General features: G+C 58.3%; 16 protein-coding genes and 1 pseudogene. 13 read left to right on the forward strand and 4 right to left on the reverse strand.

Annotated features, from left to right (window positions below; all coding sequences use genetic code 11):
- Positions 1 to 71: 71 nt before the first annotated feature.
- A complete protein-coding gene (gene ansP / locus BM373_RS09515) occupies positions 72 to 1,565 on the reverse strand; it encodes an L-asparagine permease (protein WP_090461200.1) in 1,494 nt (497 codons plus the stop codon).
- A 425-nt stretch (positions 1,566 to 1,990) separates the two neighbouring features.
- Here ansP and BM373_RS09520 point away from each other — a divergent pair, with 425 nt between their 5' ends.
- On the forward strand, positions 1,991 to 2,980 hold the full coding sequence (locus tag BM373_RS09520; RefSeq protein ID WP_090461201.1) for an aldo/keto reductase: 990 nt from the start codon (positions 1,991 to 1,993) through the stop codon (positions 2,978 to 2,980).
- Here BM373_RS09520 and BM373_RS09525 read toward each other — a convergent pair.
- The gene (locus BM373_RS09525; RefSeq protein WP_090461202.1) at positions 2,977 to 3,864 is read right to left on the reverse strand and encodes a LysR family transcriptional regulator; all 888 of its coding nucleotides are present in this window, start codon (positions 3,862 to 3,864) and stop codon (positions 2,977 to 2,979) included. The two genes, BM373_RS09520 and BM373_RS09525, sit on opposite strands and share 4 nt — an antisense overlap.
- A gap of 176 nt (positions 3,865 to 4,040) precedes the next feature.
- On the opposite strand from BM373_RS09525, the gene BM373_RS09530 reads away from it, so the two are divergent.
- The 7 genes and pseudogenes from BM373_RS09530 (at position 4,041) to BM373_RS09565 (ending at position 11,564) form a co-directional block, all read left to right on the forward strand.
- Positions 4,041 to 5,057, forward strand: coding sequence for an LLM class flavin-dependent oxidoreductase (locus tag BM373_RS09530; RefSeq protein ID WP_090461604.1), 1,017 nt, complete (start codon positions 4,041 to 4,043; stop codon positions 5,055 to 5,057).
- Positions 5,054 to 6,172, forward strand: coding sequence for an amidohydrolase (locus BM373_RS09535; RefSeq protein WP_090461203.1), 1,119 nt, complete (start codon positions 5,054 to 5,056; stop codon positions 6,170 to 6,172). The genes BM373_RS09530 and BM373_RS09535 overlap by 4 nt, the downstream gene beginning before the upstream one ends.
- Before the next feature lie 19 nt (positions 6,173 to 6,191).
- A pseudogene (locus tag BM373_RS21820) lies at positions 6,192 to 8,454 on the forward strand (NtaA/DmoA family FMN-dependent monooxygenase).
- A gap of 10 nt (positions 8,455 to 8,464) precedes the next feature.
- Positions 8,465 to 8,971, forward strand: coding sequence for a GNAT family N-acetyltransferase (locus BM373_RS09550; RefSeq protein WP_090461206.1), 507 nt, complete (start codon positions 8,465 to 8,467; stop codon positions 8,969 to 8,971).
- Between the two features lie 9 nt (positions 8,972 to 8,980).
- Positions 8,981 to 9,907, forward strand: coding sequence for an amino acid ABC transporter permease (locus BM373_RS09555; protein WP_090461207.1), 927 nt, complete (start codon positions 8,981 to 8,983; stop codon positions 9,905 to 9,907).
- On the forward strand, positions 9,891 to 10,664 hold the full coding sequence (locus BM373_RS09560) for an amino acid ABC transporter ATP-binding protein (RefSeq protein ID WP_090461208.1): 774 nt from the start codon (positions 9,891 to 9,893) through the stop codon (positions 10,662 to 10,664). The genes BM373_RS09555 and BM373_RS09560 overlap by 17 nt, the downstream gene beginning before the upstream one ends.
- Before the next feature lie 9 nt (positions 10,665 to 10,673).
- Positions 10,674 to 11,564, forward strand: coding sequence for a transporter substrate-binding domain-containing protein (locus BM373_RS09565; RefSeq protein WP_090461209.1), 891 nt, complete (start codon positions 10,674 to 10,676; stop codon positions 11,562 to 11,564).
- Positions 11,565 to 11,570: 6 nt separating this feature from the next.
- Here BM373_RS09565 and BM373_RS09570 read toward each other — a convergent pair whose 3' ends face one another.
- Positions 11,571 to 12,767, reverse strand: a complete 1,197-nt coding sequence (locus BM373_RS09570) for an L-talarate/galactarate dehydratase (RefSeq protein WP_090461210.1) — start codon at positions 12,765 to 12,767, stop codon at positions 11,571 to 11,573.
- Positions 12,768 to 13,070: 303 nt separating this feature from the next.
- Here BM373_RS09570 and BM373_RS09575 point away from each other — a divergent pair, with 303 nt between their 5' ends.
- Genes BM373_RS09575 through pptA form a run of 3 tightly spaced genes read left to right on the forward strand, consistent with a single transcriptional unit; the run spans position 13,071 to position 14,913 of the window.
- Complete coding sequence (locus BM373_RS09575; protein ID WP_256214618.1) at positions 13,071 to 14,090, forward strand: LacI family DNA-binding transcriptional regulator; 1,020 nt, start codon at positions 13,071 to 13,073, stop codon at positions 14,088 to 14,090.
- A 2-nt stretch (positions 14,091 to 14,092) separates the two neighbouring features.
- Entirely contained in the window at positions 14,093 to 14,626 is a 534-nt protein-coding gene (locus BM373_RS09580; protein ID WP_090461212.1) for an AAA family ATPase, read from the forward strand.
- Positions 14,627 to 14,682: 56 nt separating this feature from the next.
- The gene (gene pptA, locus BM373_RS09585; RefSeq protein WP_090461213.1) at positions 14,683 to 14,913 is read left to right on the forward strand and encodes a tautomerase PptA; all 231 of its coding nucleotides are present in this window, start codon (positions 14,683 to 14,685) and stop codon (positions 14,911 to 14,913) included.
- A gap of 47 nt (positions 14,914 to 14,960) precedes the next feature.
- On the opposite strand, the gene BM373_RS09590 is transcribed toward pptA, so the two are convergent.
- A complete protein-coding gene (locus BM373_RS09590; protein WP_090461214.1) occupies positions 14,961 to 15,530 on the reverse strand; it encodes a flavin reductase family protein in 570 nt (189 codons plus the stop codon).
- Positions 15,531 to 15,758: 228 nt separating this feature from the next.
- On the opposite strand from BM373_RS09590, the gene BM373_RS09595 reads away from it, so the two are divergent.
- The gene (locus BM373_RS09595; protein WP_090461215.1) at positions 15,759 to 16,460 is read left to right on the forward strand and encodes an ABC transporter ATP-binding protein; all 702 of its coding nucleotides are present in this window, start codon (positions 15,759 to 15,761) and stop codon (positions 16,458 to 16,460) included.
- Entirely contained in the window at positions 16,457 to 17,425 is a 969-nt protein-coding gene (locus BM373_RS09600) for an ABC transporter substrate-binding protein (protein WP_090461216.1), read from the forward strand. The genes BM373_RS09595 and BM373_RS09600 overlap by 4 nt, the downstream gene beginning before the upstream one ends.
- Positions 17,426 to 17,447: the final 22 nt, after the last annotated feature.

Below are 17,447 nucleotides of genomic sequence, written 5' to 3' on the forward strand. Positions count from 1 at the left end.
CTCTCTCACTTACGGAGAGGGTTTACAGCCTTTCTCCCTCTCCCTCAGGGAGAGGGCCGGGGTGAGGGTGATTACCGCGACAACTCTTCTACCAGCTTCTCGTCTTTCTCATCGCCCGCCTGCACCGGCGCGGTGCTGTGGATCGCATGAACGCGCTTACGCACACCAAACCAGCCAGCCACCAGCAGTACCGCAATAAACGGAATAGAAGCAATAGTGTAGGTGCCGTTCGGGTAATCCAGCGCCATCAGCACCAGCACGCTGAACAGGAACAGCAGCGTCAGCCATGCGGTAACCGGCGCACCCGGCAGTTTAAATGCGACATCAGCCACTTTGCCTTCATTAATGGCTTTGCGCAGTTTCATCTGGCAGACCACGATAAACGCCCAGGATGCGATGATCCCCAGTGCCGCCACGTTCAGCACAATCTCGAACACGCTGGCCGGAACCAGGTAGTTCAGCAGCACGCCGAAGACGTAAATCACCAGCGTCGCCAGTATGCCCGCATATGGCACATGCTGTTTGCTCATTTTAGACATGAACTTCGGCGCAGAGCCGCCCATCGACATCGAGCGCAGAATACGGCCGGTAGAGTAGAGGCCGGAGTTAAGGCTGGAGAGCGCCGCCGTCAGCACCACCATATTCATGATGTCGCCGATATACGGCACGCCGAGTTTGGAGAAGAAGGTCACAAACGGGCTTTGACCCGCCTGGTAAGCATTCCACGGCAGCAACAGCACCAGCAGAACCACGGAGCCGACATAGAACAGGCCGATACGCCAGATCACGCTGTTGATCGCTTTAGGCACCATGGTCTGCGGATCTTTACATTCGCCTGCCGCCGTACCGACCAGCTCAATAGAGGCAAAGGCAAAGACCACGCCCTGTACCAGCACCAGTGCAGGCAGCAGGCCGTGCGGGAAGAAGCCGCCGTTATCAGTGATCAAATGGAAGCCGGTCGCACCGCCGTCCAGCGGTTTACCGGTGCCGAGGAAAATCGTACCGACAATCAGGAACACCACAATCGCCAGCACTTTTACCAGCGCGAACCAGAACTCCATCTCAGCGAACCACTTCACGCCGATCATGTTCATGGTGCCGACAATCGCCAGCGCGCCCAGCGCAAACACCCACTGCGGCACATCGCCAAACGCACCCCAGTAATGCATATACAGCGCGACGGCGGTGATATCCACAATCCCGGTCATCGCCCAGTTAATGAAGTACATCCAGCCCGCAACGAATGCCGCTTTCTCACCCAAAAACTCACGGGCGTAAGAGACGAAGCTGCCGCTGGAAGGGCGGTGTAACACCAGTTCGCCCAGCGCACGCAGAATAAAGAACGAAAAAATACCGCACACCAGATAAACGATGGCCAGTGACGGGCCAGCCATTTGCAGTCGCGCGCCTGCGCCTAAAAATAACCCCGTCCCGATTGCCCCGCCGATGGCTATCATCTGCACCTGACGGTTGCCCATCGCTTTGCTGTAACCCTCTTCATGAGAGTTGAGCCAGCGACGTTTTGCAGCCTGATGCTCCGCTGCGCTGTTGTTGCTTGTTTTCATTGTGTTACCTGTTGACCTGTCTGAATTTCCTCACCCGGCCGGAACGAACCAAACGATTGCCCCGGCGAATAAATGCGTCGTCTTTCCAGTGATTCTTCGTATGGATAAGACAAAACATGGCGCTGCATCCTACCCGCAAAAAGTGAGCGACGCAAAAGATACCCGGTGAAAGATTGACGGATATCGCGTGAAAACTGGAGAGCAGCAATGACGCCGTATGGACTCGATTCAGCCTGGCTAAAAGACACTCAAACTTTCAGGTGACGTTGTCACATATGATTAATGAGCAGGAGTGATAGCGCCTATTCTATTCAGCCCGATTATCTCTGTCTGCCCACGCGCTACTCTGTTGGACGTTTATGACAGGAGAACCCGATGAGCAATACCGCACGTTTTCCTTCCCACAAACTTCTAAGGAGCATCCAATGCAAACACGTACTCTCGGTAAATCCGGACTTGAAGTCTCAGCGCTGGGTTTAGGCTGCATGGGACTAAGCCATGGCTATGGCCCGGCAACCGATACCCGACAGGCGATTACGCTTATCCGCGAAGCGGTCGAGCGCGGCGTGACCTTTTTCGATACCGCGGAAGTCTACGGCCCGTATCTCAATGAAGAGGTGGTCGGTGAAGCGCTAAAACCGTTTCGCGACAAGGTGGTGATCGCCACCAAATTTGGCTTTACCTTTGGCGATGACAACAAACAGCAGATCCTGAACAGTCGCCCGGAGCATATCCGCACGGCGGTGGAAGGGTCGCTGCGCCGCCTGAATACCGACGTCATTGATCTGCTTTATCAGCATCGCGTTGATCCGGACGTGCCCATTGAAGATGTCGCCGGGACGGTGAAAGACCTGATTGCAGAAGGCAAGGTCAAACATTTTGGTCTTTCCGAAGCGGGAGCCGCGACCATACGCCGCGCCCATGCCGTGCAGCCGGTTGCGGCCCTGCAAAGTGAATACTCGATGTGGTGGCGCGAGCCGGAGCGGGAAATTTTGCCGCTGCTCGAAGAGTCAGGGATCGGTTTTGTGCCGTTCAGCCCGCTCGGTAAAGGCTTTCTGACCGGAGCCATCAAAGCGGGGACAACCTTCGGCGAGGATGATTTTCGCAGCAAAGTGCCACGTTTTGCGGCAGAGGCGCTTGAAGCCAACGAAAAACTGGTAGCGCTGCTCGGTCAACTCGCCACTGAAAAAGGCATGACCTCCGCGCAAATCGCACTGGCCTGGCTACTGGCGCAGAAGCCATGGATTGTGCCGATCCCCGGCACCACCAAACTGCACCGCCTGGAGGAGAATCTTGGCGCAGCGGATCTGGAACTGACGCCTGACGATCTCAGTAAAATCACGCAGGCGCTGGACGCAGTAGAGATCACCGGCGATCGCTATCCCGCAGCGCTACAGGCGAGAGTAGGGCGCTAATAACGCAGCGCCTCAATCAGTAAAGCGAAGGCGGGTGGGTGCTGTTTGCGACTGGGGTAATAGAGGTAATACCCCGGAAACGACGGGCACCATTCATCAAGCACCTGAATCAGTTCCCCGGCCTTGATCTGTGCCCCGACGGTATCTTCCGGGGCGCAGGCAAGGCCGAATCCCGATCGCGCCGCGTCGATTCTTTCTGACAGCAGATTGATGGTCAGTTGTCCTTCCACCCGGACGCGTAGCGGCTTGCCGTCCTTTTCAAATTCCCAGTGATACAGCCCCCCGGCGGTGGGCAGACGCATGTTGATGCAGCGGTGATGCTGGAGATCATGCGGGGTCTGTGGCACCGGGTTTTGTGCAAAATAGTCCGGCGATCCCACCACCACCATGCGCATATCCGGGCCGATCTTCACGGCGATCATGTCTTTCTCGATGCTTTCGCCCAGTCGCACGCCCGCGTCCAGCCGCCCCTCAACGATATCGACAAAACCGTTATCTACCAGCAGTTCGACGTTGATGCCGGGATAATCCTGCAAAAAGGGCTTTAAGCGGGGCCACAGGAAACTGCGCACAGCGTGTTCACCCGCTGAAATACGGATATTGCCGGAGGCCGTACCGTTAAGCTGCACCAGTATTCCCAGTTCCTGTTCCAGATCGGCAATGCGCGGCTCAAGGCAGGCGATGATCCGCTCTCCCGCTTCGGTCGGTGCCACGCTGCGGGTGGTACGCGTCAACAGACGCAGGTTAAGCCGCGCCTCCAGAGCCTTGATCGCGTGGCTCAGCGCCGATTGCGACACTCCGAGTTTTCCGGCGGCTTTGGTAAAACTTCGCTCTCTCGCCACCACCAGGAAGATCTGCAAATCGTTAAAGTTCTCTTTCAGCATGAGGATGCCCTGAAGCGTATTGATGAGGATATTTCATAGATTATCCCGGTTTACCCGAATTACCGCCAGCAATCGCCCTTAGCCACTTTTTAGCTTTCCAAATGTAAATTAATTGTTTCACACAAGTTTCAAGCCCATTTATTAATGGTGACATGTTAAGCAAAGTGAGTGTGCGCATGTCATATCGTCTGAGTCTTCTGGATAAAAGTCCCCTCGCTGAAGGTGAAACCGCAAAAGAGGCGCTGGCGCGTACGTTGCAACTGGCGAAGCTGGCGGACGACTGGGGTTATCACCGTTTCTGGGTGGCGGAACACCACAACACTGCGCAACTCGCCAGCCCGTCGCCGGAGCTGGTTATCGCCTGGATTATCGGCCAAACCCGGCGCATTCGCGTCGGTTCCGGCGGCGTAATGCTGCAACATTACAGCCCCTATAAAGTCGCGGAAAATTTCAATCTGCTGGCATCGCTTGCGCCGGGGCGAATCGATCTGGGCGTCGGCAAAGCGCCGGGCGGTCTGCCGCTCTCAACGAAGGCGTTGCAGCAGGGCGTGCATAGTGATGAAAAGGGCACTTTTGCCGATCAACTGGCGCAACTGGATCACTGGCTGTCGCTGTCGGTCAGTGAGCAGGATGCCGAAAGCGTGCTTGCCACGCCGGTGCCGCCGCACCGCGTCGACGGGTTTTTACTCGGCGCGAGTCTTGAAAGCGCGCGTCTGGCCGCCTCTCTCGACTGGAATTTCGTCTTTGCCGCCCATCTTAACGGCGACAAAACCCTGCTGCGCGAGGTGCTCCGCGCCTGGCAGAAAAGCAGCGCGCGCAACACGCTGGTTGCCGTGCAGGTGATCGTCGCCCCGACCCAGGAGCAGGCCGACCGGCTGGCTGCACAGGTGGAAGTGTGGGGCGTGGAACTGGCAAACGGTCAGCGCGTCACCGTGGCGAGCGAATCCCAGGCGCAGGCTTTTGCGCGGCAGGCGGGCAGCCCGGCGAAGCAGATCGTGCGCCGCGAATCCGCGTTAATTAAAGGCACCGCGCAAAGCGTGCTCGCCGCCCTCGACGATCTGCACCGCGACTACGGCATCGACGAGTTCATCATCGACACGCCGGTGGCGGAAGGCCAGCCGCGTTTCGACTCCCTGCGTCTGCTGGCTGACGCCCATGCGCGGGCGAACGCGTTGCAGGAGGTCGCCGGATGAGTTTTGCAGAGCAGTTAATCGACTGGCGGCGCGAGCTGCACCAGCACCCGGAACTGTCGCTGGAAGAATTTGAAACTACCCGCCGCGTCCGGCAGTGGCTGGAAGCTGCCGGACTGCGCCTGCTGCCGTACGATCTGCCGACCGGCGTGGTCGCGGAAGTGGGTGCGGGGGAAAAAATTATCGCGCTGCGGGCGGATATCGACGCGCTGCCGATTGCCGAAACCAGCGGCGTGCCGTTTAGCTCGTTAAACCCCGGCGTCATGCACGCCTGCGGACACGATGTGCACACCAGCGTAATGCTCGGTGCCGCGTTATTACTGAAACAAAACGAGCAGACCCTGGCCGGAAAAGTGCGCATTTTATTTCAGCCCGCCGAAGAAAATTTTGGCGGCGCAAAGCGGCTGATAAAAGCCGGGGCGCTGGAGGGCGTCAGCGCGATTTTTGGGATGCATAACGAACCGGGATTAGCGGTAGGAGAATTCGCCACGCGCGGCGGGGCGTTTTACGCCAACGTCGATCGCTTTGCGATCCAGGTCAACGGCAAAGGCGCGCACGCGGCGCGGCCACACGAAGGCAACGACGCCATTTTGCTGGCAAGTCAGCTGGTGAATGCCCTGCAAAGCGTCGCCAGCCGCAACGTGAATACGCTGGATTCGGTGGTACTGAGCGTCACGCGCATCGCGGGCGGCAACACCTGGAACGTGCTGCCGGAAAACGTCGAACTGGAAGGCACGCTGCGCACCCACAAACGCGCGGTGCGCCAGCAGGTGAAAAATCGCGTCAATGAGATCGCCGCCGGACTCGGGCAGGCGTTCGGCGCGGAGATCGCCGTCACCTGGTTCGACGGCCCGCAGGCGTTAGTCAACGATGAAAAATGGGCAGCGTTTGCCCGCGACGTCGCCGACTGGCACGGCTACCGCACCCATCATGCCGACCTGCATATGGGCGGCGAAGATTTTGCCGTCTATCTGCAACATATTCCCGGCGCGTTCGTCAGCATCGGCAGCGCCAGCCAGTACGGTTTGCATCATCCGGCGTTTAATCCTGATGAAGCGCTACTCGAAGGCGCGGCGCGTTATTTCGCGCTGCTGGCTGAAAAGGCGTTATTACAATAATTCTGATTGAGGACATTCTATGGCAAGCGCAAGACAATTACGGCTGGGCACAATTCTGCATGGCGCGTCCGGGAATATGTCCGCCTGGCGACACCCGGCAGCCGCTGCCGACGCCAGTATTAATTTCGATTTCGTCAAAGAGACAGCATTAAAAGCCGAGCAGGGGAAACTGGATTTTTTATTTGTCGCCGACGGCCTCTATATTAATGAAAAATCCATTCCGCATTTTCTTAATCGCTTTGAACCGCTGACGGTATTATCGGCGCTCGCCAGCCTGACCACACACCTGGGGCTGGTCGCCACGCTCTCCACCTCTTACAGCGAGCCGTTTACCGTAGCGCGCCAGTTCGCCAGCCTCGACCATTTAAGCAATGGGCGCGCGGGCTGGAACGTGGTGACTTCGCCGCTGGAAGGCTCCGCGAAAAATTTCTCCCGCGATAAACACCCGGAGCATGCGCTGCGTTACCGCATTGCCGATGAATATCTCGACGTGGTGAAAGGGCTATGGGATTCCTGGGAAGAAGACGCCTTCGTGCGCAATAAAGAGAGCGGGCAATTCTTTGATGCGGATAAATTACACACCCTTAATCATGAAGGGGAATTTTTTAAGGTCGCCGGGCCGCTGAATATTGGCCGCACGCCGCAGGGCAGGCCGATTGTATTTCAGGCGGGCGCATCCGATGACGGTAAAAAATTAGCCGCGAAACATGCCGACGCCATATTTACCCATCATGAAACGTTAGATGAAGCCAAAGCCTTTTATCGCGACGTTAAATTACAGCTTGAAACCAACGGGCGTCATGCCGATCAGTTGCATATTTTCCAGGGCGTCAGCGTGATTGTCGGAAAAGACGCGGCGGATGTGGAAGCCCAGTATCAGACCACCGCCGCGCTGGTGTCGATTACCGACGCGCTGAATTATCTGGGACGTTATTTCGAGCATCACGATTTCAGCCAGTATCCGCTGGATGAATCTTTCCCGGATCTCGGCGAGCTGGGGCAAAACAGCTTTCGCAGCACCACCGATGAAATCAAACGCAACGCCCGCGAGCGCGGTCTGACGCTGCGCCAGGTGGCGCTGGAAGCCGCTTCGCCGCGTCCGCGCTTTGCCGGTACGCCGGAGGAGGTCGCCGACGGGCTGGAACAGTGGTTCAGCCAGTACGCCGCCGACGGTTTCATCATTCAGGGCGGCACGCCCGATACTTTCCCGCGTTTCGTTGACCAGGTGGTACCGCTGTTGCAGGCGCGCGGATTATTCCGCACCGATTACCCCGGCACCACGCTGCGTGAAAGTCTGGGCCTGGATGCGCCCGTTAATCAGTTTATAAAAACAAAATAGAGAACCCGCTATGCAGAAAACATCGCTTTTACTGGCTATGACGCTCGCCCTGACGCCGCTGGCGTATGCAAAAGAGGTGACGATTAACGGCACGGGCGTGAGCCTGGACGCCAATAAAACCCCGATCAACACGGCGGCGAATCCGCAGGCCATCGCGCAGTTGCCAAAAGATCACCGCTTCGTGCAGCCGGGCAAATTCACCGTGGCAGTTGCCGCGCTGAACTCGCCGCCGTTAACCGTTTTTGCTGACGACAACAAAACCCTGCTCGGCAGCGAGGTGGATATCGCCCGCCTGGTGGCCGACAGCCTCGGGCTTGAACTCAACGTAGTGCCGACTTCGTGGGAAGACTGGCCGCTCGGCGTCACCTCCGGGAAATATGACGCGGCGATCAGCAACATCACCGTCACCAAAGAGCGCAAAGAGAAGTTTGATTTCGCCACTTACCGCAAGGACTCGCTGGGCTTTTACGTGAAATCCACCAGTCCGATTAAATCGATTGAAAAGGCCGAAGACATTGCCGGGCTGCGGATCATCGTCGGATCCGGCACCAATCAGGAAGCGATCCTGCTGGCGTGGGACAAAGAGAATCAGAAGAAGGGCCTGAAGCCGTTTACCCCGGTGTATACCAAAGATGATGCCGCGCAGACGCTGGCGATCCAGTCCGGTCGCGCCGACGCCTTTTTTGGCCCGAACGTGATTGGCGCATGGAAAGCCGCGCTGACGCAAAAAACTAAACTGGTGGGCAGCGTGGACGGCGGCTGGCCGAAAGCGGCGCACATCGCCGTGACGCTGAAAAAAGGCAGCGGCCTTGCCGAACCGGTGCAGACCGCGCTTAACGGCGTCATCAAAAACGGCGACTACCAGAAAGTACTGGCGCGCTGGGGCGAAGACATTGAGCGCATTCCCGCGTCGGAAATCAACCCGCCAGGCCTTGGCGATTAAGGAGCGGCAGATGAGCGAACACTTCCGCGACGTCTCCCCGGAGGCGTCTGAACTTCAGCCCGTGCTTAACGGCCTGTTTGCCGAGTACGCCGCACGCTACGGCGATTATTTTGCCAAAGACGCTGAGGTGGAACTGACCGAATGGTATTTGCCGCCGCAGGGGTTGTTTATCGTGCTGGAGCGCGACGGGAAAATCATCGCCACCGGCGCGTATAAACCTTTCGATGCGCATACCGCTGAAATCAAGCGCATCTGGACCGACAAAACCCTGCGCCAGCAGGGGCTGGCGGCGCGGGTGGTGCAGGAACTGGAGCGCCGCGCGGTACTTGCAGGCTACAGCCGCATCTACCTGACCACCGGCTTTCGCCAGCCGGAAGCGGTACGGCTCTATTTAAGTCAGGGCTATGACGCGCAATTTGATTTACAGCGCGACCCGGAAACCTACAGTCTGCCGCCGTTTGACGGGCGGCTGCGCTTCACCAAAGCGCTTAGCGTGGCACTGGGCAAATCGGCCTGAGGAGAAACAATGAACAGATCTGAACCCATCAAAGTGGTGCCCGCGCGCTATCCGCTGCGTGTCGTCGGTGCGGTGGTGGCGCTGCTGGTGCTGGCGATTGTTGTGCAGTCCGTGGCGTTTAATCCGCGCTGGGAGTGGAGCGTGTTTGCGCGCTGGTTTTTCGATCCGGTGATCCTCGAAGGGCTGGGGCAAACGCTGCTGCTGACCCTGCTGGGTACGGTGCTGAGCGTGATTTTCGGCGGCGTGCTGGCCCTCGCCAGGCTCTCATCGTCGTGGCTGTTAAGCAGCCTGGCGTGGGGCTACATCTGGCTGTTTCGTTCGCTGCCGCTGATCGTGGTGCTGATCATCCTCTATAACTTTTCGTACCTGTACGACACGCTTACCGTCGGCATTCCCTTTACCGGTATCAACTGGGCGAGTTACGAAACCATCAACGTGCTCGGGCAGTTTTCCACCGCCGTGGTGGGGCTGACGCTGGTGCAGAGCGCCTATACCGCCGAGATTATTCGCGGGGGATTTTTGGGTGTCGATCACGGGCAATATGAAGCTGCCGCCGCGCTTGGACTGCCCGCCAGTCGCCGCACACTGCGCATCATTCTGCCCCAGGCGTTGCGCACGATTTTGCCGTCCGGCTTTAACGAGATCATCAGTCTCGCCAAAGGCACGGCAATGGTGTACGTGTTGGCGATGCCGGAACTGTTCTACACCATTCAGATGATCTACAACCGCACCCAGGAAGTGATCCCGCTGCTGATGGTCGGTGCCGCGTGGTATCTGGTGATCACCAGCGTGCTGTCTCTTATTCAGCATCTGGTCGAGCGCTGGATTGCCCGCAGCGAACGCCGCTCGGCCATTAATAGCGTGCGGGTCGCCCGCGCAGCCGCGCCGGGACGCGTCGCCCAACCACAGGAGCCTGTCCATGCACACCTCTCATGAAGGCCATATTTCGATTACCGGCGTCAGCAAATATTTTGGTCGGCATAAAGCGCTCGACGATATCTCGCTGGAGTTAGCGCCGGGCTCGGTGACGGTGATCCTGGGGCCGTCCGGTTCCGGCAAATCCACGCTGTTGCGAGCAATTAACCACCTTGAGCGCGTCGATGAAGGTTTTATCCAGATCGACGGCGACTACATTGGCTACCGCCGTCAGGGGGACAAACTCTATGAACTGAAGGAAAAGGAGATCCTGCGCCAGCGCGTCAATGTCGGTTACGTGTTCCAGAACTTCAATCTGTTCCCGCATCTGACGGTGCTGGAGAACCTGATCGAAGCGCCCATCGCCCACAAACAACTGAGCCGCAAAGCGGCCATTGAGCGGGCGTATGAATTGCTCGATGTGGTGGGCCTGCGCAATAAAGCCGATGCCTGGTCGCGGCATCTTTCCGGCGGTCAGCAACAGCGCATTGCCATCGCCCGCGCGCTGGCGCTGCGCCCCAGAGTGATGCTGTTCGACGAACCCACCTCGGCGCTCGATCCCGAACTGGTGGGCGAAGTGCTGGATGTGATCAAAAAGCTGGCGCGATCCGGTACCACGCTGGTGGTGGTGACGCACGAAATCGGTTTCGCCCGAGAGGTGGCAGACAACGTGGTGTTTATGGTCGACGGCAAAATTGTCGAGCAGGGCAGTAGCGAGGCGGTGTTAAACCACCCGCAGCACCCGCGCACGCGGCAGTTTTTATCCAAAGTGTTGTAAGGAGAGGGCATGAAGCAAGGATTATGGACGCTGTTACTGGTTAGTTCAGTGAGTACCGCGCAGGGGATCGATCTGGCGGCTAACGAAACGCCGCTGCATACCGCGCGCGACGAAGCGGCAATCGCCAAAATTCCGGCCAGCTTTAAGTTCGTTGAACCGGGGACGCTGACGGTGGCGATCTCGGCGCTCAATTCGCCGCCGCTGGCGCTGCTGGCCAGTGATAACCGCACCCGCATCGGCAGCGATCCCGATATCGCCCGCCTGCTGGCAGACAGCCTGGGACTGAAGTTAAAACTGGTGCCGACCGCCTGGGAGGACTGGCCGCTGGGGATTTCCGCCGGGCGCTACGATGTGGCGCTGGTGAATATCGCCGTCACCGAGCAGCGTAAAGAGAAATACGATTTCGCCACCTATCGCGTGGATTCGCTGGCGTTCTCGGTGAAATCCACCAGTCCGATTGAGGCGGTGCGCGGGCCTGCGGATCTGGCGGGGCGTAAGGTGATTGTCGGTTCCGGCACCAATCAGGAGAAGATTTTGCTCGGCTGGAATGCGGAAAATGAAACAGCGGGGCGCAAACCGGCGCTGCCGGTTTATCTCACCGATGACGCGTCCGGCAATTTGTATATTCAGTCCGGTCGCGCAGATGTGTTCTTTGGCCCGCAGTCGGTGGCGTCGTACAAAGCGGCGCTGACCGGCAAAACCAAAGTTGTCGGACTCGGACCGAAAAAAGCCTTTGTCGCGACCACCACCAAAAAAGGTAACGGCCTGGTGGTGGCGCTAAAAGCCGCGCTGGATGGGGCCATCGCGCGCGGTGATTATCAGCGGGCGCTGGCCCGCTGGGGCGAAGCAGGGGAGGAGGTGACAACGTCACAAATTAACCCGCCGGGGATCACTTATTAACCCCGATCAGGGACGTTTACCAAACTCACAGCTTTGCTGCGTCCAGCGGCGGGCCTGCTCGCTCAGGGTGAAACCGAGGCCGTGACGGTCGGAGACGTACATCCGTCCGTCACGCAGTTCAAGCTGTTCGTTAAACAGCGGATTCAGCCATTCGAAGTGCTCCAGCCACGGCTCCAGCGGGTAGGCGGCGGAGAGGTGCAGGTGCACTTCCATCGCAAAGTGCGGGGCCAGTTTGCGGTTGTGTCTGGCGGCCAGATCCATGATTTTCAGAAACGGCGAAATCCCGCCCACGCGCGGCGCATCCGGCTGCACGAAGTCGCTGGCATTGCCCAGAATCAACTGCTCATGCTCGCGGTAACTGGTCAGCATCTCCCCGGTGGCAATCGGCGTATCCAGCGCGGCGGCGAGCTGAGCGTGGCCCTCCACGTCGTAGGCGTCGAGGGGCTCTTCAATCCAGATCAGATTGAACTGTTCCATTTTGCGCCCCATGCGGATTGCGGTTTCCCGATCCCATTGCTGGTTGGCGTCCACCATCAGCGGAAAATCGTCGCCCAGCGCTTCGCGCACGGCGGTCAGGCGACGGATATCTTCTTTGGTGTCCGGCTGACCGACTTTCAGCTTGATGCCGCCGATGCCGTTTTCGCGTGAAATCACCACGTTTTTCAGCACCTGATCCAGCGGCGTATGCAGGAATCCGCCGGAGGTGTTGTAGCACTGCACGGAATCCCGGTGCGCGCCGAGCAACTTCGCCAGCGGCAGTCCGGCGCGTTTGGCTTTCATGTCCCACAGCGCAATATCGATAGGGGAGATGGCCTGCACCGCCATGCCGCTGCGCCCGACGGACGCGCCCGCCCACAGTAGTTTGCTGTAGATTTTGTCGATATCGTTCGGATCTTCGCCCAGCAGGTTATCGGCGATTTCTTTCGCGTGAGCATAAATCCCCTGGCCGCCCGCGCGTTTTGAGTAGCTGAAACCCACGCCTTCAAAACCGTCCCGGCTGCGGATTTCCGCGACAATGATCGCCACCTCCGTCAACGGTTTTTGTCTGCCGGTAAGCACCTTGGCGTCACTCACCGGCGTCGCCAGCGGCAGGAAGGCGAGGGAGAGTTTTACCCATTCAATGCGATCGCCCGTTTCGGCGGCGGTTTTGGCACCCTGCGCTTTGGCATAGGTGACGGCTTCAGAGTTCGCGCTGTTGGTCATGATAGACTCCGTTAAAGGAAATAATGTTTGCGCTAACATTTGTAATTTACCCTTTTCAGGTGCGCCAGATTTTTGGGCGTAAACTGTACAGTTGATCACAAATTGCAGGAGAAAAGCAGGGTGGTTTGTGGGGTTAATCACAGAACAGGCGCAGACGTCGCTAAAAATGATTGCGCTAACAAAATATGAGAGATTTTCTGTCTAACTCACTGATTTATCTTAGTTGGGCAAGATGATAGCTGGCGTTAAGAACAGGGCTGGTAAATAATGAAGCTATTCCACTCCTGAGCAGGGTAATCCTTCGTGACGACGCCAAAATCCGCCCGGCCTTTATCTCCCCGCGCCCCCACGCTTGACGACGTTGCCCGCGCCGCCGGGTTGTCTTCAATGACCGTTAGCCGGGCGCTGAATACGCCTCAGCTGGTGCGCCCGAAAACGGTGGAGAAAGTCCTCGCGGCGGTAAAAGCGACGGGCTATATCCCGAACGCGCTGGCGGGCGGGCTGGCCTCCCGGCGCAGCCGACTGGTGGCGGTGGTGGTGCCGCAGATCAGTAACAGCATGTTTGTTGATTCAATTCAGTCATTAAGCGATGAGCTGGCGGCGCGTGGATACCACATGCTGTTATGTATGTCGGGCTATACGCCGCAAACCGAAGCCGAGCTGGTCGCCACCTTACTTTCCCGTCGCCCGGACGGGATTGTGCTGACCGGCATTCACCACTCCACTGACCTGCGCAAAGTGATTCTCAACGCCAATGTGCCGGTAGTGGAGATCTGGGATCAGACCCCCACGCCACTCGATATGCTGGTCGGTTTCTCCCATGAAAAGGTCGGCCGGGCGATTGGGCAGTTCCTGATAAAAAAAGGCTACCGCAAGCCGGGACTGATCTGGGCGGAAGACCGCCGCGCCGGGCAACGCAAAGAAGGATTATGTGAGGCGCTATCATCGCAGGATATTGCCGTGGCAGGGCTGGTTGAAGTGCCGCTTCCCGCGCGCCTGAAACTGGGACGCGAGGGGTTAGCGGCACTGCTTGCCCAGGGCGAATATGACGTGATTGTGTGCAGTTCCGACACCCTGGCGCAGGGCGCGATTATGGAAGCCGAAAGCCGGGGACTGCGCGTGCCGGACGATCTGGCGGTGATGGGTTTTGGCGATCTCGATTTTGCCGCCTGCAACCGCCCGGCGATTTCCACCGTCAGCATTGACCGTGCCGACATGGGCTTACGCGCCGCGACGCTGCTGGCAAACCGCATTGAAGGCGTTGCCCAGGACGATGCAATTCAGGATATCGGTTTTACGCTTATCGAAAGGGAGTCGGCGTAATCATGAAAATTAACGTTATCGGCACCAGCGGCAGCGGCAAAACGACGCTCGCCCGCCGCCTGGCTGAACGCCTCGCCGTGCCGTATATCGAAATGGATGCGCTCTACTGGCGGGCGAACTGGCAGGGCATTTCCGATGAGGAGCTGTTTGCGCTGCTTAAAGAAAAGCTGAACGCCACGCCAGGCTGGGTACTGGACGGCAATTACAACCGTACGCGCCCGTTGAAATGGCAGGACGTTGATATGGTGGTGTGGGTTGATTACGGCTTTGCGCGCACCGTACGTCAGGCGCTCAGGCGCGCGATCACACGGGCATGGCGGAAAGAGGAACTCTGGCCCGGCACGGGCAACCGCGAAAGTTTTCGCCAGTCGTTTTTCAGCCGGGAGTCCATCATTGTCTGGACGCTGAAAACCTGGCGCACCAACCGCGCGCGTTATGAGGCCGATCTGGTGAATCCCGCGTTTGCCCATATTCGCTTTGTTCGCCTGCGCAGCCCGCGCCAGGTCGAGGCGTTTCTCGCAAACGGCATCAATTGACAACCCGTTCACCCGCGATGTGTTAGGTTTATTCTCAACTTAATAAGGAGCCTGCTATGCCACACGTTGATATCAAAAGTTTCCCGCGCGAGTTTACTGACGAACAAAAAACCGCGCTGGCGGAAGAGATTACTCAGGTGATCGTGCGCCATTTCGACAGTAAAGAGAGTTCGGTCAGCGTGGCGCTCAACCATGTTGCGCCGGACGAGTGGAAAACCCAGGTCTGGGACACGGAAATCAACCCGCACATGAACGTGTTGATCAAAAAGCCAGGCTATTCGATGTAATTGCGCCGTAACGCCGGGTGGCGGCTCACGCCTTACCCGGCCACGTTCTATTTCACCTGTAACGCCTTTCCGCTGGTCACAAAATTCCCGCCGCCTAAATGATGCAGCGTGTTGAGCCTGTCATCATCAAACTGCCAGCGACCGTTGATAAACGCGCGTTCATCAGCGGCAGCGGCCACCACTTCGCCAAACAGGGTGTCATATTTTTCCTGCGCGGCGGTGGCGGGTAACAGGCGGCACTCCATCCACGCCAGACATTTTTCTTCCACCACCGGTAAGCCCAGCACCGGACCCGCAAACGCCGGAATACCGTAGCAGTTGAATTTATCCTCATCGCGCCCGGTGACGCTGCCAACGGCATACGTCCAGTTGGTCGCCGCCACGCCCGGCACCACAATGCCAAACATGCCGCTGCGCTCGATCAGTTCGCGCGACCAGGTGCTTTTGTCCACCACAATAGCGATGCGCGGGGGTGAAAATTCAACGGGCATTGACCAGGCGGCCGCCATCACGTTGCGTCTGTCGATGCTTTCGTCGCGGCTGGTGATCCAGATTGTCGGCCCATGATTAAGCAGGCGGCTGGCGTGATCCAGGGCGACAGGGCGGAAGTGGCTCATGATCTCTCCTCGTTTTAGCGTTACGGCATTAAATGTCCGGCTGCGGTAAAAAATCAAGTCGCAACATTATCTTAATCGAATCGTCACAATTCCTGCCTATAGTCCCGTCCAAAGAAGTCCCAAAGAGGATAACAATATGTTTGCTCCCCTGTGTTTTCCACAGGTGAGTGCGACCCGTCGGGTGTTGACCACGGGCATGTTTCGGCTTCCTGTCACGGGAGGGCGAGCGTGAACGCATTCACCGCAATCCGGCTGCAAGGCATTTCCTATGCTTTCGGCTCACACACCGTTCTCGATGATATCGATCTGACTATCGACGCAGGCAGCGTGGTGGCGCTTCTCGGTCCGTCCGGCTGCGGCAAAAGCACGCTGTTACGCTTGCTGGCAGGGTTAACCCAACCCGCGAAAGGCGAGATCCATTTTGGCGAACGCCTGGTGGCAAAACCTGACTGGTCGCTGCCGCCGGAAGCGCGCGATATCGGCATGGTTTTCCAGGATTACGCTCTCTGGCCGCATATGACGGTGGCGCAAAACGTCGCGTTCCCGCTGAAAATGCGCAATGTGCCGCGTGCTGAACGTGACGCGCGTGTGGTCAAAGCGCTGGCCCGCGTCGGTCTTGAGGCCTTTGCCGATCGCAAACCGTCCGGGCTGTCCGGCGGGCAGCAGCAGCGCGTGGCGCTGGCCCGCGCCATTGTCGGTGAACCCCGCGTCCTGCTTTTCGATGAACCGCTCTCCAACCTGGACAGCGAACTCCGTGAGTCGTTGTGTACAGAGATGGCACGTTTGCTGCGCCAGCTCGGTACCACTGCCGTTTATGTGACCCACGATCGCCGCGAAGCCGAAATTCTGGCCGACCGCATCGTGCACCTTTCTGCGGGCAGCATTGCCGCCGTTCGCGCTGTTACACCATCCTCAGGGGAATTTGCATGAAAGCTGTTATGTCTGTGAAGAAAGGAGTGGCCCTCGCCATGATGTTATCGTCCGCCATGATCTCCAGCGCCCATGCGCTGACTGTCTATACCGCCGGGCCTGGCTCGCTGGCGAAAAGTCTCGCCACCGGGTATGAGAAGAAAACCGGCGTGAAAGTGAATATTTTTCAGGCGACCACCGGCAAGGTGATGGCGCGTCTGGAAGCGGAGCAGGCGAATCCGCAGGCGGATATTTTGATCTCAGCGTCCTGGGACACGGCAGAAGATCTGCATAACCGTGGCTGGCTGCTGCCGTATGCCAGCAGTAATGCTGAAAAAGTGCCCGATGCGCTGAAAACGCCGGAATACGTGGCGCAGGGCGTGTCGGCGCTCGGTATCGTCTGGAACACCAAAAGCGGCACCCCGGAGCCGAAAGAGTGGAAGGATCTGACCTCGGCGGATTTCAAAGATAAAGTCACCACGCCGGATCCGGCGCTCTCTGGCGCGTCGCTGGATCTGCTGATCGGCCTGCAAAACAGCATGGGCGACAAGGCCTGGACGTTATTTGACGAACTGAAACAGAACGGCATGGTGGTCAGCGGACCGAACGCCCAGGCGGTCACGCCGGTGATGCAGGGGGCGAAAGCGGCGGTGTTCGGCGCGGTGGATTACGTCTCTTACGGCAACATCAGCCAGGGCGAATCGCTGAAAGTGATCTTCCCGGCCAGCGGCACGGTGATCGCTCCACGCCCGATGATGATCCTCAAAACCACTCAGCACGCCGATGATGCCAAAGCCTTTGTTGATTATGTGCTGTCGCCGGAAGGTCAGGCGCTGGTGGCTGACGCCTGGCTGATGCCAGCGCGCACCGACGTGGCGGCCAAACGCCCGCTGCTCAACGATCTGAAGATCCTGCCGACCACCAACGACGGCACCAGCGAGCGCAGCGACGTGCTGCAACGCTTCAACACCCTCTTTACGAAGTAATTTCAGCCGACGGGGGCAACCC

It is taken from the genome of Enterobacter sp. kpr-6 (genome assembly GCF_900116015.1).
Classification (GTDB): Bacteria; Pseudomonadota; Gammaproteobacteria; order Enterobacterales; family Enterobacteriaceae; genus Enterobacter_D.